Source organism: Plantactinospora sp. CA-294935, assembly GCF_050936445.1.
Taxonomy (GTDB): domain Bacteria; phylum Actinomycetota; class Actinomycetes; order Mycobacteriales; family Micromonosporaceae; genus Plantactinospora.
Window position 1 is genome coordinate 8940493 of the sequence record NZ_JBNJMU010000001.1, and the last position, 23299, is coordinate 8963791.

At 72.2% G+C, this 23299-nt stretch carries 22 protein-coding genes; 6 read left to right on the forward strand and 16 right to left on the reverse strand.

Features of this window, described 5'->3' with window-relative positions; all coding sequences use genetic code 11:
- Positions 1-301 precede the first annotated feature (301 nt).
- Entirely contained in the window at positions 302-1480 is a 1179-nt protein-coding gene (gene sucC, locus ACQEVC_RS38950; RefSeq protein WP_432888461.1) for an ADP-forming succinate--CoA ligase subunit beta, read from the forward strand.
- Between the two features lie 5 nt (positions 1481-1485).
- Positions 1486-2361 carry a succinate--CoA ligase subunit alpha gene (gene sucD, locus ACQEVC_RS38955; RefSeq protein WP_432891945.1) on the forward strand — a complete coding sequence of 292 codons (876 nt, stop codon included), beginning with the start codon at positions 1486-1488 and terminating at the stop codon, positions 2359-2361.
- 370 nt (positions 2362-2731) lie between these two features.
- On the opposite strand, the gene fdhD is transcribed toward sucD, so the two are convergent.
- Together fdhD and ACQEVC_RS38965 are read right to left on the reverse strand one after the other, a co-directional pair.
- Positions 2732-3580, reverse strand: coding sequence for a formate dehydrogenase accessory sulfurtransferase FdhD (gene fdhD, locus ACQEVC_RS38960; protein WP_432888463.1), 849 nt, complete (start codon positions 3578-3580; stop codon positions 2732-2734).
- An 82-nt stretch (positions 3581-3662) separates the two neighbouring features.
- Complete coding sequence (locus ACQEVC_RS38965; protein ID WP_432888465.1) at positions 3663-5036, reverse strand: OFA family MFS transporter; 1374 nt, start codon at positions 5034-5036, stop codon at positions 3663-3665.
- Between the two features lie 151 nt (positions 5037-5187).
- On the opposite strand from ACQEVC_RS38965, the gene ACQEVC_RS38970 reads away from it, so the two are divergent.
- The 3 genes from ACQEVC_RS38970 to ACQEVC_RS38980 all read left to right on the forward strand — a co-directional run bounded on the left by ACQEVC_RS38970 (position 5188) and on the right by ACQEVC_RS38980 (position 8018).
- Complete coding sequence (locus tag ACQEVC_RS38970) at positions 5188-5433, forward strand: DUF6457 domain-containing protein (RefSeq protein WP_432888467.1); 246 nt, start codon at positions 5188-5190, stop codon at positions 5431-5433.
- A complete protein-coding gene (locus ACQEVC_RS38975) occupies positions 5430-6692 on the forward strand; it encodes a molybdopterin molybdotransferase MoeA (protein WP_432888469.1) in 1263 nt (420 codons plus the stop codon). The genes ACQEVC_RS38970 and ACQEVC_RS38975 overlap by 4 nt, the downstream gene beginning before the upstream one ends.
- A gap of 93 nt (positions 6693-6785) precedes the next feature.
- Positions 6786-8018: a sialidase family protein gene (locus ACQEVC_RS38980; RefSeq protein WP_432888471.1), complete on the forward strand. Its 1233-nt coding sequence runs from the start codon at positions 6786-6788 to the stop codon at positions 8016-8018.
- Positions 8019-8142: 124 nt separating this feature from the next.
- Here the strand turns inward: ACQEVC_RS38980 and ACQEVC_RS38985 are convergent, their stop codons facing one another.
- The 13 genes from ACQEVC_RS38985 to ACQEVC_RS39045 all read right to left on the reverse strand — a co-directional run bounded on the left by ACQEVC_RS38985 (position 8143) and on the right by ACQEVC_RS39045 (position 20466).
- Positions 8143-9339: a glycerate kinase gene (locus ACQEVC_RS38985; protein ID WP_432888473.1), complete on the reverse strand. Its 1197-nt coding sequence runs from the start codon at positions 9337-9339 to the stop codon at positions 8143-8145.
- A 21-nt stretch (positions 9340-9360) separates the two neighbouring features.
- Complete coding sequence (locus tag ACQEVC_RS38990) at positions 9361-10245, reverse strand: 2-hydroxy-3-oxopropionate reductase (protein WP_432888475.1); 885 nt, start codon at positions 10243-10245, stop codon at positions 9361-9363.
- Positions 10246-10247: 2 nt separating this feature from the next.
- Positions 10248-11099, reverse strand: coding sequence for a hydroxypyruvate isomerase family protein (locus tag ACQEVC_RS38995; RefSeq protein ID WP_432888477.1), 852 nt, complete (start codon positions 11097-11099; stop codon positions 10248-10250).
- A gap of 147 nt (positions 11100-11246) precedes the next feature.
- The gene (locus ACQEVC_RS39000) at positions 11247-11438 is read right to left on the reverse strand and encodes a DUF397 domain-containing protein (protein WP_432888479.1); all 192 of its coding nucleotides are present in this window, start codon (positions 11436-11438) and stop codon (positions 11247-11249) included.
- 250 nt (positions 11439-11688) lie between these two features.
- Positions 11689-11904, reverse strand: coding sequence for a formate dehydrogenase subunit delta (locus ACQEVC_RS39005; protein ID WP_432888481.1), 216 nt, complete (start codon positions 11902-11904; stop codon positions 11689-11691).
- 1 nt (position 11905) lies between these two features.
- Positions 11906-14719 (reverse strand): formate dehydrogenase subunit alpha, encoded by a 2814-nt coding sequence (gene fdhF, locus ACQEVC_RS39010; RefSeq protein ID WP_432888483.1) that lies wholly within the window; start codon positions 14717-14719, stop codon positions 11906-11908.
- Positions 14720-14875: 156 nt separating this feature from the next.
- Entirely contained in the window at positions 14876-16459 is a 1584-nt protein-coding gene (locus ACQEVC_RS39015; protein ID WP_432888485.1) for a formate dehydrogenase beta subunit, read from the reverse strand.
- Entirely contained in the window at positions 16456-16932 is a 477-nt protein-coding gene (locus ACQEVC_RS39020) for a formate dehydrogenase subunit gamma (RefSeq protein WP_318399196.1), read from the reverse strand. Before ACQEVC_RS39020 ends, ACQEVC_RS39015 begins: the two co-directional genes overlap by 4 nt.
- Before the next feature lie 184 nt (positions 16933-17116).
- Positions 17117-18484, reverse strand: coding sequence for an MFS transporter (locus tag ACQEVC_RS39025; RefSeq protein WP_432888488.1), 1368 nt, complete (start codon positions 18482-18484; stop codon positions 17117-17119).
- A gap of 9 nt (positions 18485-18493) precedes the next feature.
- Positions 18494-18985: an N-acetyltransferase family protein gene (locus tag ACQEVC_RS39030; RefSeq protein WP_432888490.1), complete on the reverse strand. Its 492-nt coding sequence runs from the start codon at positions 18983-18985 to the stop codon at positions 18494-18496.
- Positions 18979-19320: an ArsR/SmtB family transcription factor gene (locus ACQEVC_RS39035; protein ID WP_432888492.1), complete on the reverse strand. Its 342-nt coding sequence runs from the start codon at positions 19318-19320 to the stop codon at positions 18979-18981. The genes ACQEVC_RS39030 and ACQEVC_RS39035 overlap by 7 nt, the downstream gene beginning before the upstream one ends.
- A gap of 49 nt (positions 19321-19369) precedes the next feature.
- Complete coding sequence (locus ACQEVC_RS39040) at positions 19370-20329, reverse strand: anti-sigma factor RsbA family regulatory protein (RefSeq protein WP_432888494.1); 960 nt, start codon at positions 20327-20329, stop codon at positions 19370-19372.
- Complete coding sequence (locus ACQEVC_RS39045) at positions 20326-20466, reverse strand: hypothetical protein (protein ID WP_432888496.1); 141 nt, start codon at positions 20464-20466, stop codon at positions 20326-20328. Before ACQEVC_RS39045 ends, ACQEVC_RS39040 begins: the two co-directional genes overlap by 4 nt.
- 162 nt (positions 20467-20628) lie before the next feature.
- Between ACQEVC_RS39045 and ACQEVC_RS39050 the strand changes: the two genes are divergently transcribed.
- The gene (locus ACQEVC_RS39050; protein ID WP_432888498.1) at positions 20629-21204 is read left to right on the forward strand and encodes a Dps family protein; all 576 of its coding nucleotides are present in this window, start codon (positions 20629-20631) and stop codon (positions 21202-21204) included.
- A 10-nt stretch (positions 21205-21214) separates the two neighbouring features.
- Here ACQEVC_RS39050 and ACQEVC_RS39055 read toward each other — a convergent pair whose 3' ends face one another.
- Positions 21215-23170 (reverse strand): galactose-binding domain-containing protein, encoded by a 1956-nt coding sequence (locus tag ACQEVC_RS39055; protein ID WP_432888500.1) that lies wholly within the window; start codon positions 23168-23170, stop codon positions 21215-21217.
- Positions 23171-23299: the final 129 nt, after the last annotated feature.

The following is a 23299-nucleotide window of genomic DNA, read 5'->3' on the forward strand; positions in this document are numbered from 1 at the left end:
GGTCCGCCCCCTCTTCGGGATTGCATACCGTATGGGGTAGGCAATATCGTGGCGCATGTAACAGCGGAGTGTCTAGGGGGTAGCGGGACGTTTTCCGCCGAAGCCAGCGAGGCCGAGGCGGTGCGGTCCCCGCTCGTCGACCCGGGCCAGAGCCCGGTTCCGCTGCCCAGCACCCCATCGCCGGTCCGATCTCCACGTCCGGTCCGATCGCCACTCCCCCCGTCTCTCCGCCCGCCCGTCCGGGACAGCCCACGCATCGGGCGGAGGCAACCCACCGAAGGTCGAGAAGAAGGGAGGCCCGGTGGACCTGTTGGAGCACCAGGCACAGGAACTCTTCGCCAAGCACGGCGTACCGGTCAGCCGCAACCGCGTCGCCAGTACGCCCGACGAGGCCCATGCCGCCGCCGCCGAGATCGGTGGACGCGTGGTACTCAAGGCCCAGGTCAAGACCGGCGGCCGGGGCAAGGCCGGCGGGGTCAAACTGGCCGACGGACCGGACGCCGCCCGGGACGTCGCCACCAGGATCCTCGGGATGGACATCAAGGGCCACACCGTGCACCGGGTGCTGGTCACCGAGGCCAGCAGCATCGCCGACGAGTACTACGTGTCGTTCCTGCTCGACCGCTCCAACCGGTCGTTCCTGGCCCTCGTCTCCGCACAGGGCGGCGTCGAGATCGAGCAGGTGGCGGCCGAGAACCCGGAGGCGCTGGCCCGGGCCTGGGTGGACCCGGCCGACGGCTTCGACCTGGACGGCGCGCGCCGACTGGCCGCCGCCGCCGGCCTGCCCGACGAGGTACGCGAGGACGTGGCCCGGGTACTCGTCCGACTCTGGAACGTGTTCCGGTCCGAAGACGCCACCCTGGTCGAGATCAACCCGCTGGCCCGACTCGACGACGGCAGCGTACGGGCCCTGGACGGCAAGGTGACGCTGGACGACAACGCCCGGTTCCGCCAGCCGGGGCACCCGCAGTACGTCGACGTCAGCGCCACCGACCCGCTGGAGGTCAGGGCGGCCGAGAAGGGCCTCAACTACGTCAAGCTGGACGGCTCGGTCGGAGTGATCGGAAACGGCGCCGGGCTGGTGATGAGCACCCTCGACGTGGTCGCCTACGCCGGCGAGCAGTACGGCGGGGTCAAGCCGGCCAACTTCCTCGACATCGGCGGCGGCGCCTCCGCCGAGGTGATGGCGAACGGCCTGGAGATCATCCTCGGCGATCCCGATGTACGCAGCGTCTTCGTCAACGTCTTCGGCGGGATCACCGCCTGCGACGCGGTCGCCGACGGCATCGTCGCGGCGGTCGGGCTGCTCACCGCCCGGGGCGAGACGATCACCAAACCGCTGGTCGTCCGGCTCGACGGCAACAACGCCGCGCAGGGGCGGCGGATCCTCACCGAGGCGGCGCTTCCGGGCGTACGGCTGGTGGACACGATGGACGGTGCGGCGCGGCTCGCCGCCGAACTCGCCGGCAAGGGGGCGTGACAGCGATGGCAATCTTCCTCACCGAGAAGAGCAGGGTGCTGGTCCAGGGCATCACCGGTACCGAGGGCACCAAACACACCCGCCGGATGGTCGCCGCCGGCACCAACATCGTCGCCGGGGTCACCCCGGGCAAGGGCGGCCGGGACGTAGACGGCATCCCGGTCTTCGACACCTGCGCCGAGGCGGTCACGGCGACCGGTGCGGACGTCACGGTGGTCTTCGTGCCGCCCCGGTTCGCCAAGGCGGCCGTGGTGGAGGCGGTCGACGCCCGCCTCGGCCTGGCCGTGGTGCTCACCGAGGGCATTCCGGTGCACGACACCGCCGAGTTCTGGGCCTACGCCCGGGCCACCGGCAACCGGACCCGGATCATCGGGCCGAACTGCCCCGGTCTGATCAGTCCCGGTCAGTCCAACGCCGGCATCATCCCGGCCGACATCACCAAGCGGGGCCGGATCGGCCTGGTCAGCAAGTCCGGCACCCTGACCTACCAGATGATGTACGAGCTGCGCGACTTCGGCTTCTCCACCTGCGTCGGCATCGGCGGCGACCCGATCGTCGGCACCACGCACATCGACTGCCTCCAGGCGTTCGAGAACGACCCCGAGACCGAGGCGATCGTGATGATCGGCGAGATCGGCGGGGACGCGGAGGAGCGGGCGGCGGCGTACATCGCCGAGCACGTCAGCAAGCCGGTGGTGGGCTACGTCGCCGGTTTCACCGCCCCGGAGGGCAAGACGATGGGGCACGCCGGAGCGATCGTCTCCGGCTCGTCCGGCACGGCGCTGGCCAAGCAGGAGGCGCTGGAGGCGGTCGGGGTCAGGGTCGGCCGGACGCCGTCCGAGACCGCCGCACTGATGCGCGAGACGTTGCTGTCGCGCTGATCCGCGAGGCGTCTCCGCTGCGCTGGTCCGCGAGGCGTTGCTGTCGCGCTGATCCGCGAGGCGTCACCGCTGCGCCGAGCCGCGAGGCGTTATTGATGCGCTGACCGTCGGCGGAGAGGCCGGGTGCCGGGTCGGGCGGACGCGACCGGCACCCGGCGACCGCCGTACCCGAAGGTCGGCGCCGGTCCGGGCGGAGGCCGACACCTCCGCCCGGACCTCTCGCACGTCCCGGCCCTGGTTTCCGCTACCGGCGGCGGGCTCGGGTGTCCGCCCGCGCTCGGTTGCCGGGTCGGCGGCACCGGTCCCCGGGTGGCGGCCGCGGGCACGACGAAGCCGCCGCGGCCGGACGGCCGCGGCGGGCTGATCGGGGTCAGGCCGACAGGGTGGTCGGAGCCCGCTGGGTCAGCCGGTGTGCTCCGGCGTAGACGTTCATCGAGCTGCCGCGCAGAAAGCCGACCAGGGTGAGCCCGGCGTCCGAGGCCAGGTCGGCGGCGAGCGAGGACGGCGCGGAGACCGCCGCCAGCGCCGGGATGCCGGCCATCACCGCCTTCTGCACCAGCTCGAACGAGGCCCGCCCGCTGACCATCAGCACGGTGCCGCGCAGCGGCACCCGGCCGTTGCGCAGCGCCCAGCCGACGACCTTGTCCACCGCGTTGTGCCGGCCGACGTCCTCACGCAGGCAGTGCAGCCGCCCGTCGGCGGAGAAGAGCGCCGCCGCGTGCAGCCCGCCGGTGCGGTCGAAGACCCGCTGCGCGGCCCGCAGGGTGTCCGGCAGCGTGCTGACCACCTCGGGGTCGAGCCGCATCGGATCGTCGGCCACCGACCAGGCCGCGATCGTACGCACCGCGTCCAGGCTGGCCTTGCCGCAGAGCCCGCAGGACGAGGTGGTGTAGAAGTTGCGCTCCAGCGACGGGTCCGGTGGCGCCACCCCGGCCGCCAGTACCACGTCGACCACGTTGTAGGTGTTGACCCCGTCGGCGGTGGCGCCCGCGCAGTAGCGGATCCCGGCGATCTCACCGGCGGCGCGTACCACGCCCTCGCTGACCAGGAAGCCGGCCGCCAGGTCGAAGTCGTCGCCCGGGGTCCGCATCGTCACCACCAGGGACCGCCCGTTCACCCGGATCTCCAGCGGCTCCTCGGCCGCCAGCGTGTCCACCGGCTCGCTGACCACGCCGTCGACGATCCGGACCAGCCGACGTCGACTCGTCACCCGTCCCATTCCGCCCCACCCCGATCCTCGCTCGGTCTCACCCGTCCGGTCTGCCCCGTTCCACGGTAGGGCCGACCGGGCCTCGTCCGCACTAGAGCCGGTCCGCGCGAAGCGACGACGGCAGCCGGACCACCGCCAGTCCGGGCTGGCGCATCCAGCGGGTCAGCGCCGCGCCGAACAGCCCCAGCGAACCCGCCACCAGGAACGGGACCACCGAGTCCGGAGTGGTCACCACCAGCCCGGCGAGCACGATGCCGAGCAGCCCGCCGACGGCCTTGCCGGTGTAGACGATGCCGTAGTTCGGCACCGTGGCATCGTCACCGAACCAGTCCCGCACCAGGCTGACCAGCAGCGAGTAGCCGGCTCCGGTGCCCGCACCGGCGAGCGCGGCGAAACCCACCACCGCGGCCGGATGGTTGTCGTTGGCCGCCGCCGCGAGCAGGCCGAACTGGGCGATCCCGCCGACCAGCAGGGAGAGCCCGAGAGTGCCGCGCCGGCCGATCCGGTCGGAGAGCGAACTGGTCACCGCCCGCCCGATGCCGTTCGACGCGGCCAACGCGCCGATCCCGGCCACCAGGGTCAGCGCCGGCAACCCCTGGGTGTACGCGGCACCGGCCAGGTACGCGATGTCGAACAGCGCCATCGTCGCGGTGAGTACCACCACCACGAACATCAACGGCAGCATGCCGCTGCGTACCGCCGCGCGGGGTGGGTAGGGCCGGGCCGCCGGGCGGTTGTGCGGGATGCTGCGGTTGAGCCGCCGGTCGACCGCCCAGCGCTGCGGGTCGATGTGTGCCGGCCACCAGTTGCGCGGCGGCTTGCGCATCAGCACGCCGCAGCCGGCCACCACGGCGAAGACGGCAACCGCGGTCCCGGTCAGCACGGCCGACCGGTTGCCGGCGTCCAGGCCGTAACCGGCGAGGACGACGAACGGGATCGACCCGTAGCCGAACGCGGCGCTCACCACCGCCACCCGGCCGGCGATCCGCTCCGGGAACCACTCGGTGACACAGGCGATGCAGGTCATGTAGACGAGTCCGGCGCCGACGCCGCCGAGCACCGAGTAGCCGAGCAGCACGGTGCCGAGGTCGGCGCGGTGCGCCAGGGTGAGCAGGGCGGCGAGGCAGCAGGCGGCGCCGACGAGCATCGGTACGGCCAGCCGGCCGCCCAGCCGTTGGTACCACCACCCGGCCAGGGGCGAACTGGCCGCCTGGCAGACCACCCAGAGGGCGAGGACGCCGAACGCCTGCCACAGGCTCCAGCCGTTCGCGTCGAGCAGGGTGGGCAGGGCGGCGCCGTAGCCGTACTGGAACAGGCTGATCGCCAGCATCGCGGCCCAGGGCAGCAGCAGCATCCACGCCCGGGACCGGCCCAGCAGGGCGCGGTCGGTCTCGCCGACCCGGTAGCGGCGGCCGTAGAGGTCGCTGATCTCGCGCACCGCCGTGTCGTTGCTGGAGTCCGTCATCTGGTGCCTCCAACTGGCCACTGTATACTGTATGTTGAGTGCACTATTCTCTACCACCGACGGGCGACTGTCCAGGTCGATCCACGGGCGAGCGGATCGGCTGGCCGGGTTTCCGAGGTCATGACGTCGACGGCGCAGCGAGGAGATGGGCATGAGCGTGCTGGACGAGTGGACCCGACAGGCCATCGAGGAACTCGGTCTCGACCCGGACGTGCTGGACCAGCGGCTGGTGCTGGACGTCGCCCGGGACGTGGCGCACGGCGTGACCCGGCCGGCCGCACCGCTCGGCACCTTTCTGCTCGGTGTGATGGTGGGCCGGGGCGCGACCCTGCCCGAGGCGGCGGACCGACTGACCCGGCTCGCTGCGGAGTGGTCCCGGCGGGACGCCGGGCGATGAGCGCCGTCGCCTGGCCCGAGGCCCGGCGGTACGCCCGGGGCACCGCCCGACCGCTCGGCCCCGTCCCGCGACCCCTGCCCGACACCGTCGGCTCCGCCCTGGCGGTCCCGCTGGTCGCCCTCGCCCCGCTGCCGGCGTACAACTCCGCCGCGATGGACGGGTACGCGGTCGCCGGCCCCGGCCCGTGGCAGCTCACCGGACGGGTACTGGCCGGCGACCCCGGTGTCCCGGCTCCGCTGACCGACGGAGACGCCGTCGAGATCGGCACCGGGGCCGTGGTGCCGGCCGGCGCCGACGCGGTGCTGCCGTACGAGCGGGCCACCCGCACCGGCCGGACGGTGCACGGCGAGATCGAGCCCGGCCGGCACGTACGCCGCCGGGGCGAGGACTGTCCGGTCGGCCAGGAGGTGCTGCCCGCCGGTACCGTCGTCAACCCGGTCGTGCTCGGGCTGGCCGCGAGCCTCGGGCACGACACGCTGACCGTGCACCGGCGGCCCCGGGTCGGCATGGTGGTCACCGGGGCCGAACTGCGTACCGCCGGCATCCCGACGGCGGGACAGGTCCGGGACGCCATCGGGCCGATGCTGCCGGGGCTGGTCCGGGCCGCCGGAGCCGAGCTGGCCTGGTCCACCCGGATCGCCGACGACGCGTCCGCACTGGTCGCCGCGTTGCTGCGCTCCGACGCCGACGTGCTGGTGGTCTGCGGAGCCACCTCGGCCGGCGCCGCCGACCACCTGCGCCGGGCCCTGGACACGCTCGCCGCCGAGGTGCCGGTACGCGGCGTCGCCTGCCGGCCGGGACACCCGCAACTGCTGGCCAGCCTGCCGGACGGCCGGTTCGTGGTCGGCCTGCCCGGCAATCCGTTCGCGGCCCTGGTCGCCGCGCTGACCCTGCTCTCCCCGTTGCTCGGCCGGCTGGCCGGGCGTACCGAACCGGCGACCCTGACCGCGACGCTGGCCGGGCCGGTGGCACCGCACGACCGGGACACCCGGTTGGTGCCGGTGGCCCGGGTCGGCTCGGCGGCGCTGCCGGTCGGGCACGACCGCCCCGGTTCGCTCTGGGGCGCCGCCGGGGCGGACGCGCTCGCGGTCGTGCCGCCGGGCTGGGCCGGCGCCGAGGTCGAACTGCTCCCGCTGCCCGCCGCCGAGACCGCGCTCCCGCTGCCGGCAGCGGCTCCCTGGCGGCCGGGCGTTGCCGCCGCGCCGACCGGACCGGCCCAGCGATCCGGTGAGATCGCCAGCGTGTCGGCGGCACCGTAGTAACCATCGATCCTTGACGAGTCGGCAGGAAGATCGTTAGCGTCGCGGCAGACAGCGGACATCCCATGTCTGATTCTCCCGAGAGGGGCGCATATGTCAGCACGGACGCACCGCAGGAGCCGGCTCAGTCAACCCGCGATCGCCACCAGTTGCGTCGCACTCGTGGCGACGCTGACCGGCGCGAGCGCGCCGTCGGTCGCCGCCGACCGAACCCCGGCCGGCGACACCGCACGCTGTGAAGTCTCCACACCCTTCACCTCCGGCACCGAGGGATACAACGGCTTCCGGATCCCGGCGATCCTGACCACACGGTCCGGCGCGCTACTCGCCTTCGCCGAGGGGCGACTCAGCTCGCTCGGCGACGCCGGCAACATCGATCTCGTGCTGAAGCGGTCGACCGACGGCGGCTGCACCTGGGGACCGCTACAGGTGGTGAACGACAGCGGCCCCAACACCGCAGGCAACCCGGCCCCCGTGCTCACCGCGACCGGACGAGTGGTGCTGCTGACGACCTACAACGGCGGAGAGGCGTCGGAGGCCGAGATCATGCGCGGCGAGGTCCCGGCCGAGCAGAGCCGGCGGGTCTTCGTCCAGTACAGCGACGACGAGGGCGCCCGCTGGTCCGCGCCGCGCGAGATCACCGCGCAGACCAAGGCCGGAAACTGGCGCTGGTACGCCACGGGACCGGGCCATGCCGTCCGGTTGACCCGTGGACCGCACCGGGACCGGCTGGTCGTGCCCGCCAACCACTCCGTCGCGCCGCCGGCCGGCTCACCCGACCTCGGCACCGAGGCCAAGTACTACGGCGGACACGCGCTCTACAGCGACGACGGTGGCGAGAGCTGGCGGATCGGCTTCGTCGACGACAACACCGACGGCTATCTCAACGTCAACGAGAGCACTGCCGCCGAACTCCCCGACGGCCGGCTCTACCTCAACACCCGCGAGCACAACGGCACCGCGCCCGGCAACCGGGCCGACGCCTACAGCCGCGACGGCGGCCAGAGCCTGGAACTGCCGTACCGTCCACAGGCGACCCTCGTCGGACCGGTGGTGCAGGCGAGCGTACTCCAGTTGTCCGGGTCGAACGCGCCGCTGCTGTTCTCCGGCCCCGCCGAACCGACCGGCAGGGCCGCGCTGACGCTGCGGGTGAGCACCGACCACGGCGCCACCTGGCGGCCGGCGCTCGCCCTGTCCGGTCTCCCGGCCGGCTACTCGGACCTGGTCCAACTCGGCGCCAGGACCGTTGGCGTGCTCTACGAGACGGGCAACTTCGGCCCGTACGAGACGATCACCTTCCGGCGGATAGCGATCCGCGAACTCTGAGGGGACGGCACCAGCCGGCGCGATCGCCCGGACTCTCGGCGGTCGGACGAGCCGCCCCCGGTGCGCCTGCGCGCGCTCGGCTCGGCGAAGCCACCGGAAGACGGCGACACCCGGGCGGTCCGCCTCAGCGACGGCGGGGCGGGCCGGCCGGGTCCAGCCAGTCGGCGGCCAGCGTCTCCGCGACCTTTCCGACCAGCTCGGCGGCCCGGTCGAGGCAGGCCGCCTGGTCCGGTTCGAGGTCGGTGAGCGGATACGCCGCCCGGATCCCGGCGTCCCGCAACTCGTCCGGCCCGACACTGACCCGACCGGCGACCGCCACCGTCGGTACGCCGGCCCGACCGGCCGCCCTGGCCACCCCGACCGGTGCCTTGCCGTGCAGGCTCTGGAGGTCCAGCGATCCCTCGCCGGTGACCACCAGGTCGGCCCCGGCCACCGCCTCCGGAAAACCCAGCAGCTCGAGCAGCAGCTCGATGCCGGGCCGGAACCGCGCCCCGAGGAAGCCGAGCGCGGCGAAGCCCACCCCGCCGGCCGCGCCAGCGCCCGGCCAGGCGCTGACCGGCTGCCCCGGGCGGCCAGCCCCAGCCGACCCCGCCGCCCCGACCAGCTCCACGTCCCGTACGGCCGCCTCGGCCAGCCCGGCCCAGCGGGTCAGGCCCGCCTCCAGCACCGCCACGTCGCCGGCGGTCGCGCCCTTCTGCGGTCCGTAGACGGCGGCGGCGCCGGTCGGGCCGAGCAGCGGGTTGTCCACGTCGCCGGCCACCACGAAGCGGGTACGCCGGACCGCCGGATGCAGCCCGGTCAGGTCGATCCGGCACAGGTGGCGCAGCGCCGCACCACCGGGCGGCAACTCGGCGCCCCGCTCGTCGAGCAGGCGTACCCCGAGCGCGCCGACCAGCCCCGCCCCGCCGTCGGTACTGGCGCTGCCACCCAGCCCGAGCACCACCTCCGCACAGCCGTACTCCAACGCCGCCCGGATCACCTCACCGGCACCGCGGCTGCTGGCCCGCAACGGCTCGGGTACCCCGGCCGGCAGTCGGCGCAGCCCGCAGGCGTCGGCCAGCTCGACCACCGCCACGCCGTCGGCGTACCCGAAGGCGGTGCGTACCGGGATCCCGGTCGGACCGGCCACGGAGACCGGGATCCGGCGGAAGCCGGCCGAGACCGCCGCGTCGAGAGTGCCGTCGCCGCCGTCGGCGACCGGGAAGCCGCGTACCTCGATGCCGGGGGCGGCCCGGTGCAGCCCGGCGGTCAGGTGCCGGACGACTTCGGCGGCGGTCAGCGAGCCTTTGAACTTGTCCGGTGCCAGCAGTACGTGCCCCATCGGCGCGACGGCCCGGCCGGATCAGCCGGCCGACCGGCCGGAGAGCTGCTCGACCAGTTTGAGCAGGGCGCTGTGGTCGAGGCCGCCGTCGCCCTGTGCCTTGACCGCGGCGATGAGCTGGGCGACCGCCGCGCCGAGCGGGATCACCACCCCGGCCTCCCGGGCCGCCGAGGTGACGATGCCCATGTCCTTGTGGTGCAGGTCGATTCGGAAGCCGGGCTGGAACTGCCGGGCCAGCATCCCGGCCGCCTTGCGGTCCAGGATCCGGTTGCCGGCCAGGCCGCCGGCCAGCACCTTGACCGCTGCCTCGGTGTCCACCCCGTACGCCTCGAGGAAGACGATCGCCTCGGCGACCAGCTCGATGGTGCCGGCCACGATGAGCTGGTTGGCCGCCTTCACCGTCTGACCGGCACCGGCCGGGCCGACGTGCACGACGGTGCCGCCCAGCACCTCCAGGATCGGCAGCGCCGCCGCGAAGTCCGTCGGTTCGCCACCGACCATGATGGAGAGGGTGCCCTCGATCGCCCCCGCCTCGCCGCCGCTGACCGGGGCGTCCAGCACCCGTACCGAGAGGATCCGGGCCGCCTCGGCGACCTGCCGGGAGGTGCCCGGCGAGATGCTGGTCATGTCGACGTAGAGCTGTCCGGGACGGGCGTTGGCCAGGATGCCCTCGTCGCCGAGGGCGACCGCCTCGACGTCGGCCGAGTCGCGGACCATCGTGATCACCACGTCGACCTGCCGAACCAGTTCGCCGATGCCGGCGGCGACCTTGCCACCGGCCTGCTCCAGGGCGGCGTTGCGGGCTGGGCTGACGTCGTAGCCGACAACGTCGTGGCCGGCCTTGATCAGGTTGACGGCCATCGGGCCGCCCATGATGCCGAGGCCGATGAAACCGATGCTGGTCATTGTCAGCGATCCCCTTCGTTGGTCTGGTCGGCACCGCCACCCCGGTGGTGCCGGGGCAGCCACTCGAAGCTCTCCGCGCTCGGCCCGCTGGGCAGGTATTCCAGGCCGACCCAGCCGCGGTAGCCGGCCTGTTCGAGCTGGCCGAGATGGCCGTCGAGGTCGATCTCGCCGGTGCCCGGCTCGTGCCGCCCGGGTGCGTCGGCGATCTGCACGTGCCCGATCCGGTCGGCGTACTCGGCGAGCACCTTCGGCACGTCGTCTCCGTTGACGGTGAGGTGGTAGAGGTCGGCGAGCAGGGCCAGGTTGCGGACGTCGCGTTCGACCAGCAACTGGTCGAGCACCGCGACCACGTCGGCGGCGGTACGCAGCGGATAGGGCTGCGGGCCGCTGACCGCCTCGACCAGGACGGTGCCGCCGATCCGGGCCACCGCGGCGGCGGCGAAGGCCAGGTTGGCCACCGCCGCCTCCTCCTGGGTGCCGGGGTGCACCTCGGGGATCCGGTTGCCGTAGAGGGCGTTGAACGACCGGCAGCCGGTGGCGGCGCCGATCATCGCGACCAGTTCGACGTTCTCCCGGAACTCGGCGGACCGGCCCGGCCAGGAGACGACTCCCCGGTCGCCGCCGGGCATGTCCCCGGCGAAGAAGTTCAGCCCCACCAGCTGGACGTCGGCGTCGTGCAGGGCGGCGAGGAACGCCTCCACCTGGGCGGCCGGGGGCACCGCCTCGGCGAACGGCCACCAGAACTCGACGGCGTCGAATCCGGCCGCCTTCGCCGCCGCCGGCCGCTCCAGCAGCGGCAGCTCGGTGAAGAGGATCGAGCAGTTCACGTCGTAGCGGAGCTGGTGTCCGGGCACAGGCCCTCCCTGGCGGCTCGGCGACACTGCTATTACCTACAGAATTCTGTATGCAGTATGGAGCCGAGTCAAGGCGTACTCCCTTGCCGCAGGGTGTTCATCGGCCACACCCGTAGCCCTCTTCTGTTGTTGCGGGCTGGTGGCGGCTCAGCCCGCCCGGCCGGTCCGCTTCGCAAGGTCGAGGAACGCGTGCCAGCCTGACGTCCCGGAGACCAGCGTGCCTCCGTCGCGGTCCTTGCTGTCCCGCACCAGCACTCGGCCGGGAAGGTTGTCGGCCGCCTCGACGCAGGATCCGGTATCGCTATGTGACGACTTGCGCCAGTCCAGGGTGGTGTTCACTTCCACTTCTCGACCATCCTCGTGATCAGCTCCAGCCCGGCACTGACCCTGGCTCGCAGTTCATTCGCCCCGTCTCACTCACCTGGACATTAGAGGCGTTTAAACCTCTGCGTAACGCCTCTGATGTCCAGGCGAAGGTCCACAGTCGGGTTGGTACGCGGCAAAGCTGCTGAATTGACAGCGGCACAGCAGCGTCGTGGCCCCGCGCCGGATGCGCGGGGCCACGACAGGGCAGAAACAGTGGGTGCGGCTACAGCAGCCGGGCGGCGGCCAGGGCGAGCGGGTCGAGCGCCTCCGGCTCGGCCTCGGCCCGGAGCCGCAACTCGGCCCGCATCCGCGGATCCCAGAACGCCCGGATGTGCTCGGCGATCGCCGCCGCGGCCTGCTCCGGCGGCTGGTGGTGGAAGTGCACGGCGATCTCGTTGGCGAGTCGGACCTGCGGAGACATTCCGGTGTGCGTCGTCATCTCAGTCCGCCATCGCCGGCAGCCGGGTCTCCGAGGAGGAGACGTCCACCGGAGCCGGCGGATTCTTCAGGCCGACCTGCACCGCCGTGACCTTGTATTCCGGACAGTTGGTCGCCCAGTCGGAGTTCTCCGTGGTGACCACGTTCGCCCCGGTGACCGGGTGGTGGAAGGTCGTGTAGACCACCCCGACCGGCATCCGGTCGGAGAAGACCGCCCGCAGCGAGGTGGCGCCGACCCGGCTGGCCAGGGTGACCTCGTCGCCGTCGTTGATGCCCCGGACCTCCGCGTCGTGCGGATGGATTTCGAGTACGTCCTCCGGGTGCCACGCGACGTTCCCGGTCCGCCGGGTCTGCGCGCCCACGTTGTACTGGCTGAGGATCCGCCCGGTGGTCAGGATCAGCGGGAACTTGCGGGTGCTCCGTTCCCGGGTCGGCACGAACGGCGTCTGCACGAACCGGCCCTTGCCCCGGACGAAGCCGTCCATGTGCATGATCGGCGTGCCCTCGGGCGCGTTGTCGTTGCAGGGCCACTGCACGCTGCCCAGCTTGTCGAGCTTGTCGAAGGAGACCCCGGCGAAGGTCGGGGTGAGCGCCGCGATCTCGTCCATGATCTGGCTCGGGTGGTCGTACCGCATCGGGTAGCCCATCGCCTGGGCGATCTCGGCGACGATCTCCCACTCGTGCTTGCCGGTCTTCGGCGCCATCACCGGGCGTACCCGGTTGATCCGGCGCTCGGCGTTGGTGAACGTGCCGTCCTTCTCCAGGAACGAGGTGCCGGGCAGGAAGACGTGCGCGAACTTCGCCGTCTCGTTGAGGAACAGATCCTGCACCACGAGCAGCTCCAGCGCCTCCAGCGCGGCGGTGACGTGCTTGGTGTTCGGGTCGGACTGCGCGATGTCCTCGCCCTGCACGAAGAGCGCCCGGAAGCTGCCCTCGATCGCCGCGTCGAACATGTTCGGGATCCGCAGCCCCGGCTCGGGCAGCAGGGCACTGCCCCACATGTTCTCGAAGACGCCGCGGACCACGTCGTCGGAGATGTGCCGGTAGCCGGGCAGTTCGTGCGGGAAAGACCCCATGTCGCAGGAGCCCTGCACGTTGTTCTGCCCGCGCAGCGGGTTGACCCCGACGCCCTCCCGGCCAATGTTGCCGGTCGCCATCGCCAGGTTGGCCATCCCCATCACCATGGTCGAGCCCTGGCTGTGCTCGGTGACCCCGAGGCCGTAGTAGATCGCGCCGTTGCCGCCGGTGGCGAAGAGCCGGGCCGCGGCGCGCAACTCCTCGGCCGGTACGCCGGTGAGTTCCTCGACCGCCTCCGGGCTGTTCTCCGGCCGGGCGATGAACTCGGCCCAGCCGTCGAAGTCCTCGCAGCGCTCGTCGACGAAGCTCCGGTCGACCAGCCCCTCGGTCAGCACCACGTGCGCCATCGCGTTCACCACCGCCACGTTGGTGCCGGGGGCGAGCTGGAGGTGGTGGGCCGCCTCGATGTGCGGCGAGCGGACCAGGTCGATCCGGCGCGGGTCGACCACGATCAGTTTGGCGCCCTCGCGCAGCCGGCGCTTCATCCGGGAGGCGAAGACCGGGTGCCCGTCGGTCGGGTTCGCCCCGATCACCATGATCACGTCGGACTTGGCCACCGAGCGGAAGTCCTGGGTACCGGCGGAGGTGCCGAAGGTCTGCTTCAGGCCGTACCCGGTCGGCGAGTGGCAGACCCGGGCGCAGGTGTCCACGTTGTTGTTGCCGAACGCCGCCCGGATCATCTTCTGCACCACGTAGACCTCCTCGTTGGTGGTACGCGAGGAGGTGATGCCGCCGATCGCCCCGACACCGTGCCGGGCCTGGATGTCCTTGAGCTTGGCCGCCGTGTAGGAGATCGCGGTCTCCCAGTCGACCGGCCGCCACTCGTCGGTGATGCTCTCCCGGAGCATCGGGGTGAGCACCCGGTCCGGGTGGGTGGCGTAGCCGAACGCGAACCGGCCCTTGACGCAGGAGTGCCCCTCGTTCGCCCCGCCGTCCTTGTACGGCACCATCCGGACCAGCTCGGCGCCGCGCAGCTCGGCCTTGAACGAGCAGCCCACGCCGCAGTACGCGCAGGTGGTGACCACGCTGCGGGTCGGCATGCCGAGCTGCACCACCGACTTCTCCTGGAGGGTGGCCGTCGGGCAGGCCTGCACGCAGGCGCCGCAGGAGACGCACTCGGAACTCATGAAGTCGGTGCCGCCGGCCGACACCTTGGAGCCGAAGCCGCGCCCCTCGATGGTCAGCGCGAACGTCCCCTGCACCTCGCCGCAGGCCCGGACACAGCGGGAGCAGGCGATGCACTTGGACGCCTCGAAGTCGAAGTACGGGTTGCTGGAGTCGGTCTTCTCGTCGAGGTGGTTGGCGCCGTCGTAGCCGTACCGGACCTGGCGCAGCCCGACCACACCGGACATGTCCTGCAACTCGCAGTCACCGTTGGCGGAGCAGGTGAGGCAGTCCAGCGGATGGTCGGAGATGTACAGCTCCATCACGCCCTGGCGGAGCTTCTCCAGCTTCGGCGACTGGGTGGTCACCTTCATGCCCTCGGCGACCGGGGTGGTGCAGGACGCCGGGGTGCCGCGCCGGCCGTCGATCTCGACCAGGCAGAGCCGGCAGGAGCCGAACGCCTCCAGGCTGTCGGTGGCGCAGAGCTTCGGGATGTCGATCCCGCTCAGCGCCGCCGCCCGCATCACCGAGGTGCCCTCGGGCACCGCGACGGGGTGGCCGTCCACCTCGACGGTGACGGTCGCCGGGCCGGGCTTGGCCGGAGTGCCGAGATCGGGTTCCTTCAACAGGCTCATGACGCCACTCCGCTCCGCTTCGTGCCGTCATGAGGCACATCGGCACTGAGCCGCCTGATTCGCTCGCAACGCTCGCTCATGACGCCACTCCGCTCCGCTTCGTGCCGTCATGAGGCACATCGGCACTGAGCCGCCTGATTCGCTCGCAACGCTCGCTCATGACGATTTGGCCTCCTCGTATCGGCCGGCGGACTTCTCACCCCTCGCGGTGAAGTCGTCCGGGAAGTGCAGCAGTGCGCTGCGTACCGGCATCGGTGTCAGGCCGCCCATCGCGCACAGCGACCCCTCGGTCATCAGCTCGCAGAGATCACCCAGCAGGGCCAGGTTGCCGTCCGGGTCCTGGCCGGCGGTGATCTTGTCGATCACCTCGACGCCCCGGACCGCGCCCACCCGGCAGGGGGTGCACTTGCCGCAGGACTCCTCGGCGCAGAACTCCATCGCGAATCTCGCCATCGCCGCCATGTCGACGGTGTCGTCGAAGACCACGATGCCACCGTGGCCAAGCATCGCGCCAGCCGAGGCGAAGGCTTCGTACTCCATCGGCAGGTCCAGGCCGGTCGCCGGCAGGTACGCCCCGAGCGGGCCGCCGACCTGGACGGCGCGGACCGGCCGCCCGGTGCGGGTACCGCCGCCGTAGGTGTGGATCAGCTCGCCCAGTGTCATGCCGAACGCGGTCTCGAAGATGCCGCCCCGGGCCACGTTGCCGGCCAGCTGGAAGACCTGGGTGCCCCGGGACCGCTCCACCCCGAGCGCCTGGTAGGCCGCCGCCCCCTCGGCCAGGATGGTCGGCACCGAGGCCAGGGTCAGCACGTTGTTCACCACGGTCGGCTTGCCGAACAGGCCGGTGATCGCCGGGATCGGCGGCTTGGCCCGGACCATGCCGCGCTTGCCCTCCAGGCTCTCCAGCATCGCGGTCTCCTCACCGCAGATGTACGCACCCGCGCCCACCCGCACGTGCAGGTCGAAGCGGAGCCCGGAGCCGAGGATGTCGCCGCCGAGCCAGCCCTGCTCCCGGGCCACCGCGATGGCCTGGCGCATCGTCCGCACCGCGTCCGGATATTCCGAACGGATGTAGACGTAGCCCTCGGTGGCGCCGACCGCGTGCGCGGCGATGGTCATCCCCTCGATCAGGGTGAACGGGTCGCCCTCCATCAGCATCCGGTCGGCGAAGGTGCCGCTGTCGCCCTCGTCGGCGTTGCAGCAGACGAACTTCAGTTCGCCGGGAGTGTCCAGCACGGTCTTCCACTTGATCCCGGCCGGGAAGCCGGCACCGCCCCGGCCGCGCAGCCCGGACTCGGTGACCTGGGCGACCACCTCGGCCGGGGTCAGTTCCAGGGCGCGGCGCAGCCCGGCCAGGCCGCCGTGCGCGAGATAGTCGGACGGGGAGAGCGGGTCGGTGACTCCGACCCGGGCGAAGCAGAGCCGGGTCTGGTCGCGCAGCCAGGGCAGTTCCGCGACGACCCCCTGGCACAGCTCGTGGTCGGCGCCGTCGAGCAGCCCGGCCGCGACCAGGTCGGCGACCGCCTCCGGCTCGACCGGGCCGTACCCGATCCGGCCGCGCTCGGTGACCACCTCGACCAGCGGTTCCAGCCAGAGCATGCCGTGCGAGCCGTTCCGGACCACCCGGACCGACCGGCCCGCCTGGGCCGCGACCCGCTCGATCTCGGCGGCGACCAGGTCGGCGCCGACCGAGAGCGCGGCCGCGTCGCGGGGTACGTAGACCGTAACCGGGGCCGTCATGCGTCCACCGCCTTCGTCACCAGGGCGTCCAGCCGGGCGGGGGTGAGCCGCCCGTGCACCCGTTCGTCGATCTGACCGGCCGGGCCGAGCGCGCAGTTGCCCAGGCAGAACACCTGCTCCAGGGTGACCGAACCGTCCGATGTGGTCTGCCCGACCTTGACGCCCAGGGTCCGCTCCGCGTACGCCACGAGCTGTTCGGCGCCGACCGACTGGCAGGCCTCGGCCCGGCAGAGCTTGACCACCGTCCGCCCGGCCGGCTCGGCCCGGAAGTCGGTGTAGAAGGTGACCACGCCGTGCACGTCGGCGCGGGAGATGTTCAACTCGCTGGCCAGCACCGGCACGACGTCGGAGTCGACGTAGCCGAACTCGGCCTGGATCCGGTGCAGGATCGGCAACAGCGCACCGCGGTCACCGCGATGCGCGGCGACCAGCGCGCGCACCCGATCCGTCACCGAGGGGTCCGGACTGGCCACGGCGATCCCACCTCCACTCGTGCCGACTGGACCTCCACCATACGTCGGCTTGGATACCGTATGCAATATCGCCGCGACGGCCTCCGCGACCTGGACGCCGAACCTCTTCAACCTGAACGCGCGGCGCTCACGCGCCGCCTCCGACCCTGCGGTCCGTCGCACCGTAAGGGGAGGTTGAAGAGGTTCACCAGTTGATCAATTTCCAGTATCGCCTGCGGAGAGGCGTTCCGACAGGGGGTGTTCCACTCGGGACAGCGGTGCCGGCGTACCGGCCCGGGCCAGAATTCCGGCGGCGGCGACACAGCAGACGGCGCCGACCGTGGCGAGCATCGGCGGGTAACCCCCCGACGACCTGGAGCAGCCCCGCCGCGCCGAGCGGCGCCACCGCCCTGACCAGGGTGACCGGGGTGGCGAGCAGGCCGGCGACGCTGCCGTACGCGACGGTGCCGTACCGGTCGGCGAGCAGCGCCGGGGCGGCGAGGCTGGCCACGCCGAAGCCGAGCCCGAACGCGGTGACCGCGAGGGCGGCGCCGACCCGGGTGGCGGCGGCCAGCGGCAGGCAGAACGCGGCGGCGGCCTGGATGCCGAAGACCGCCGCCACCAACGTGGTCAGCCGGACTCCACGCTGGGCGGCGGCCAGCAGCAGCCGGCCGGTCACCGACATGACGCCGAGCAGTCCGGCCACGGTAGCCGCGAAGGTGGCGGGATGGCCGCGTTCGACGAGGAAGCCCACCAGGTGCACCGTCATGGTGCTCATCGCCCCGCTGTGCGCGACGAACGCGACCGCGAGACACCAGAACCGGCCGTCCCGTAGCGCCGCCCGGACCACCGCCGCCCGCACCGCCGGATCATCGCGCGGGGTGGGGTCTCCGGCGGAGGCGGCCAGCGCCGAGGCGCCGGACTCCGCAGAGGTCGCCGCCGACCGGGACGGCCGGCGCAACACGAGCGCGTGCAGCGGTACGGCGACCAGACCGTAGCCGCCGGCGAGCACGAGCAGCGCGGTCCGCCAGTCGTACCGGGCGACCAACTGGCCGGTCAGCGGCAGGAAGATGGTGCTGGCGAAGCCGGCCACCAGAATCATCCCGAGCAGTGCCCGGGATCGGCGAGCCGGGTCGAACCAGGAGATGATGACGGCGGTGGCCGCCTCGTACAGCACCATCGCCATGGTCAGGCCGAGGCCGATCAGCACCAGGTAGAGCTGGGCGACGGTACGTACCTGGGACCAGGCGACGAGCAGGCCGGTGGCCAGCAGCGATCCGACGGTCATCAGGCCCCGCCCGCCGTACCGGTCCAGCCACCGGCCGACCGGCACCGCCAGCACCGCCCAGCCGAGCAGGGCGCTGGTGAAGGCGCCGGTCAACACCGTGGTGGAGGCGTCCAACGACGCGGCCATCGGGTGCAACAGGACGGCGAAGGCGTAGTAGAGGGTGCCGTAGCCGACGGTCTGGGTGACGGCCAGCGCCGCGACGATCCGCCAGCCGGGGAACCCGCTCCGGCGACCGGCACGGAGCCTGCTCCGCCGACCGGTGCGCGGCAGGTCGGTGCCGGCCACCTCGCGGGATCAGCCGACCGTGGGACTGCGCCGCTCCAGCAACACCACGTCACGCCACTTGCCGTGGTGCCGCCCGACCCGCTCCCGTACGCCGACCACCCGGAAGCCGGCCCGCTCGTGCAGGGTGAGGCTGGCCGCGTTCTCCGGGAACACCCCGGACTGGATCGTCCAGATCCCGGCGGCCTCGGTCGAGGCGATCAGCGTGTCCAGCAGGGCCCGCGCCACGCCCCTGCCCTGGGCGGCGGGTTGGACGTAGATGGAATGTTCGACCACTCCGGCGTAGACGGCCCGGGCGGAGACCGCGCTGACCGCCACCCAGCCGAGCACCGTACCGTCGTCCACCGCGACCAGCCGGTGCGCGGCGATCCGGCCGGCGTCGAAGGCCGGCCAGCTCGGCGCCACGGTCTCGAAGCTGGCCTGCCCGGTGTCCAGCCCGGCCTGGTAGATCGCCAGCACCGCGGTGGCGTCGCCCGGCTCCATCGCCCGGATCCGCATCAGCATCCTCCGATCGCCGTCGGGGCGGGCCTGCCCATCACCACATCGGCGGCGGACGGGAAGCAGTCGACGCAGGTCTGGTTTATCCGGTAGTGCCGGGCGGTGCCGACCTGTTCGACCAGGACGAACCGCACCTCGGCGAGGATCTTCAGGTGCTGGGACACCGTGGACTGTGCCAGTCCCACCGCGGCGACGAGTTCGCCGACGCTCATCGGCCGGTCCTGCCGGGCCAGGTACGCCACGATCTGCACCCGGCTCGGGTCGGCCAGCGCCCGGAACCAGGACGCGTACTCGACCGCGACCGACCGGTCCAGCAACTCGGCCACCAGCCTCACCTTCATCGTCGGTCGGCGATTGACGGTGCCACTCTATCCGAGCCCGAGCCGGGCGTCAGTCGGTGAAGTGCGGATTTCCGGCGGTGAGCCGGAGGGTGAAGGCACCCTGGCTCCGGTTGAGCACCACGTGGTTGCAGGACTGGTAGGTGATCCACAGGCCGAGCCCGCCCGCGCCGCCGTCGGCCACCGGCAGCAGCCCGGCGAAGGGATCCTCCGGGCCGCCACCCCCGTCGCTGACCGCGACGACGATGCGGTCCACGCCGGCCCAGAGCCGGAACCGGACCGGCGGACGGCCGTGCCGGAGCGCGTTGGTCACCGTCTCGCTGACGGCGACGACCAGGTCCTCGACCTCGTCGGTGCGGAGCAGCCCGGAGTCGGCCTCGTAGACCGCCTGCCGGGCCCGGTTCGGGGACGGATCGACGAGTTCGACGAGCGGCGGCGTCCGCTGGAGCGGATCGGGCAGCGGCGACCGCTCCTCCGTCAGGTACGCCTTCGGCTCGGTGTACGTCTCACTCGGCCGGCGGCCGTCCGGCGTGACCACCCGGGGGTGCGTACGCAGCACGTCCGCGAGCACCGGCGCCGGAGTGATCCGGGTGTCGTACGCGCACATGCTCCAGAGCGGGAAGCTGTCGTACGCATAGTTGATCGCCGATTCGTAGCGGGCCCACCAGTCCCAGGTCGCGCCGAGCGCGGCCGGCGGCACCTCCCCGATGATCCGGATCTGCCGGGCGCCCTCGGCGACGTATCCGGCCAACATCCGCTGGTAGGAGCGGATCGCGACGGCCGGACGGGCATAGAGGTCGCCTCCGGGCAGGAAGGTGACGCCCGAGCCGGCCGGCAGCGCCGCCCGGACCAGCGCCCCCGTCCGCTCGCCGAGGGAGACCACCGTCGGCTCCCCGGCCGAGACGCCGCCGAGCAGGAACGGCAGCACGACGGCGAGCAGCTCGTCGTCGGAGCGGTACGGCACGGCCTCGTGGTAGTAGCCCTCGTGGCCGGCGGCGGCGCCTGTCCTCATCGAGCCGCCTCGACCCGCACCGCCGCGCCGTCACCGGGTCGGCAGGCGTAGAGCCGGAACAGGGCATCCGGGACGTTGCTCAGCGGGTGCGGGCGGGCCAACTCGGCGACCGTCCGGTCGATGATGCTGACGCCCACATCCGAGAGTCTAGGCCGCGCCAGCTCGCCGGTCACCCGACGGGTAACCGGCCCGTCGCCCTCGGGTCCGGCCGTGACCTGGGCCGGTCCGGGGGTTTGCCGGGGCGACGCCCGGGTAGGCGCCTGTCTCCTGTCACCGTCGCCGGTCGGAAGGGGCGTGCGATGAGCGGTCCGGGGCAAACCGTCGGAAGTCAACCGTGGCTGCACCAGCACGACGGGCGGATCCAGGAGTTCGGCACCGTACGGCAGTTTCCGCTCGGGCTCTCCTCGGACGCCCGGATGTACTCCTGCCAGCGGCTCAACCGGGTCCTGGCCGACACCCAGATCCTGTACGCGCTCTACAAGAAGCATCACTGGTTGATGCGCGGGCCCACCTTCTACCAGCTCCACCTGCTGCTCGACAAGCACGCCGGCGAGCAACTGGCGCTCGTCGACATGCTCGCCGAACGGGTGCAGACGCTCGGCGGGGTGGCGGTCGGCGACCCCCGGCACGTCGCCGAGATCACCCGGATCCCCCGGCCGCCGGACGGGGCCGAGCAGGTGCCGGTGATGCTGTCCCGGCTGCTGGAGGCACACGAGATCATCCTGATCGAGGTACGCGACGCCGCCCGGCGGGTGGCGGAGCTGGGCGACGACGGCAGCAACGACCTGCTGGTGTCGAACGTGCTGCGGACCGGCGAGCTTCAGGCGTGGTTCCTCGCCGAACACCTGGTCGAGGTGCCGCTGGCCCGGACCTGACCCCGGCGCGCTAGCTCGGATAGACCTCCAGCTCGGAGAGCTGGCCGGCGGGCCAGCCGGTGTTGCCGGTGAACTCCAGTCGGACGTACCGGGTCGGGGTGGCCGGGAAGGTGACCGTGGCGGTGTTGCCGCTGGCCGGGTTGAACTGCCGCCCAGCCGACGCCGACAGGGTGGTGAAGGAGCTGCCGTCGGCGCTGCCGCGTACCGCCAGGGTCTGGGTGCGGGTGCCCCAGGCGGGCGAGGGCGGCAGCTTCAGCACCACCCGCCCGACCGCCGTGCTGGCCCCGAGGTCGACCTGCACCCACTGCGGGAAGACGTGGTTGGGACTCTCCCAGTAGCTGTCCGGGTTGCCGTCCACGACGTTGCCCGAGCCGTAGTTCTGGGTGTGCCCGCTCTCGGCGGTCGGCCGGCCGCGCGCCAGGTTGGTGGCCGGGGCCGGGTCGGTGGTCACGGTCACCGGATTCGACGGCGCGGAGACGTTGCCGGCGCCGTCCAGGGCGACCACCGTGAGGGTGTAGCTGGTCGCGGGGGTGAGCCCGGTCACCTGGTACGACGTGCCGGCCGGCGAGCCGAGCACGGTCGAGCCCTGCCGGACCTGGTAGCCGGTCACCCCGCCGTCGTCGGTCGACGCCGCCCAGGCCAGCGAGACGCTGTTGGCCGTCTTCCCGGTGACGGTCAGGTTGCCCGGTGCGGTGGGCGGGGTGCCGGTGCCGCCGGCCACCGGCGGGGTCGGCCGGACCGGCGTCAGCGCGAGCTGGCCCTTGAGCATCCGGCCACCGTCGGCGGTGATCCGCAGGTAGTAGTCGGACGAGCAGAACGTGCCGTCCTCGTCCAGTGCCCGGATGCCGGCTCCGGCCGGGGTGGTCGCCTGGGTCTCGCTGGTCTTGGCGATCTGGTTGCCCTCGTTGAACTCGTCGAACATCGAGACGTAGAGGCCCTGGGCACCGAGCCGGATCATGTTGTAGAGGTGCCGCCAGTAGAAGTCGCCGTGCCGGCGGTGCCCGGAGGACAGGTCGCCCGGCATCACGCACGGCTGGTAGTCGATCCCCCGGGCGTTGCAGTCGGCCTGGTCCGGCTGGTTGACGTTGGTGTAGAACCAGTCCAGCCCGTCGAGGGTGCCGGTGCGGCCGACCATCCACGGCGAGATCATGTTGAACGCGTGGTAGACGTCGAGGAACCCGGGCCGGGAGTCGTTGATCCCCTCCCGCCAGTACGTCGGCACCCCGCCGATCACGTAGCAGCCCTGTGCCTTGAACCAGTTGACCACGTCCAGACAGGGTGCCGGCGGAAACGGGCGACCGGGGTCGTTGAAGCCGAAGCCCCAGACGCAGACGACCGGCTTGCCGTTCTGCCGGGCGTACGCCGCTGAGGCGGTGTGCGCCGACATCTTCGTCGACCAGTCGGTCTTGATCTCCGTCTGGAAGTTCGTCCAGCTCGTGACGTCGTACATGATGTAGTACTTCCGACCGAACCGCTCGGCCGCGTCCCGGACCTTGGCCGCCATCGCGTCCCGGGTCGGCCCCTCGTCGCCCATCGGGTTGAACCGTTGCAGCGCGGCGGTGTCGCAGTTGTGGTCCCGCATCCACCGGAAGTGCGTGTCGACGGTCTGCTGGTCGTACGAGGAGAACAGCTCGGCCGGTGCCCCGTTGCCGAGGTTCGGGTACGCCGTCGGGTAGCCCCGGCTCAGCTCGCGCATGTCCGGCCAGGAGACGATGGTGGTGTTGCTCGGCGACGGCGGCTGGAAGCGGTCGCGGCTCCAGTGCCACCAGCCGCCGATCGGCGCGCCGTCGCCGGGGCAGGCGAACCAGCCCTGGTAGCCGACCGAGATCTTGCCGACCACGTCGCCGGGCGGACTCGCCGCGCCGGCCGGGCCGGTCATCGCCACGAGCAGTTCGGTGGTGGAGACGGCGGCCAGGGCTGAACCGGCCGCTGCGGACATCAGGAATCGTCGGCGTGGTACCGCCATGGCTGCCGCTCCTCGGGGGGAAGGGATGCGGATCGATGCCTTAGCCTGCCAGGACCCGACACATTCTCGCAATACTCCGACACCTGACTGAAAGATTATGAGTCTAATGCGGAAGAAGAGAACTCGGCG

Bases quoted from the DNA above. Each gene is read 5' to 3' on its own strand.
- sucD (WP_432891945.1), top strand. From the start codon at position 1,486: ATGGCAATCTTCCTCACCGAGAAGAGCAGGGTGCTGGTCCAGGGCATC.
- fdhD (WP_432888463.1), bottom strand. From the start codon at position 3,580: ATGGGACGGGTGACGAGTCGACGTCGGCTGGTCCGGATCGTCGACGGC.
- ACQEVC_RS38965 (WP_432888465.1), bottom strand. From the start codon at position 5,036: ATGACGGACTCCAGCAACGACACGGCGGTGCGCGAGATCAGCGACCTC.
- ACQEVC_RS38970 (WP_432888467.1), top strand. From the start codon at position 5,188: ATGAGCGTGCTGGACGAGTGGACCCGACAGGCCATCGAGGAACTCGGT.
- ACQEVC_RS38975 (WP_432888469.1), top strand. From the start codon at position 5,430: ATGAGCGCCGTCGCCTGGCCCGAGGCCCGGCGGTACGCCCGGGGCACC.
- ACQEVC_RS38980 (WP_432888471.1), top strand. From the start codon at position 6,786: ATGTCAGCACGGACGCACCGCAGGAGCCGGCTCAGTCAACCCGCGATC.
- ACQEVC_RS38985 (WP_432888473.1), bottom strand. From the start codon at position 9,339: ATGGGGCACGTACTGCTGGCACCGGACAAGTTCAAAGGCTCGCTGACC.
- ACQEVC_RS38990 (WP_432888475.1), bottom strand. From the start codon at position 10,245: ATGACCAGCATCGGTTTCATCGGCCTCGGCATCATGGGCGGCCCGATG.
- ACQEVC_RS39005 (WP_432888481.1), bottom strand. From the start codon at position 11,904: ATGACGACGCACACCGGAATGTCTCCGCAGGTCCGACTCGCCAACGAG.
- fdhF (WP_432888483.1), bottom strand. From the start codon at position 14,719: ATGAGCCTGTTGAAGGAACCCGATCTCGGCACTCCGGCCAAGCCCGGC.
- ACQEVC_RS39015 (WP_432888485.1), bottom strand. From the start codon at position 16,459: ATGACGGCCCCGGTTACGGTCTACGTACCCCGCGACGCGGCCGCGCTC.
- ACQEVC_RS39030 (WP_432888490.1), bottom strand. From the start codon at position 18,985: ATGCTGATGCGGATCCGGGCGATGGAGCCGGGCGACGCCACCGCGGTG.
- ACQEVC_RS39035 (WP_432888492.1), bottom strand. From the start codon at position 19,320: ATGAAGGTGAGGCTGGTGGCCGAGTTGCTGGACCGGTCGGTCGCGGTC.
- ACQEVC_RS39040 (WP_432888494.1), bottom strand. From the start codon at position 20,329: ATGAGGACAGGCGCCGCCGCCGGCCACGAGGGCTACTACCACGAGGCC.
- ACQEVC_RS39050 (WP_432888498.1), top strand. From the start codon at position 20,629: ATGAGCGGTCCGGGGCAAACCGTCGGAAGTCAACCGTGGCTGCACCAG.
- ACQEVC_RS39055 (WP_432888500.1), bottom strand. From the start codon at position 23,170: ATGGCGGTACCACGCCGACGATTCCTGATGTCCGCAGCGGCCGGTTCA.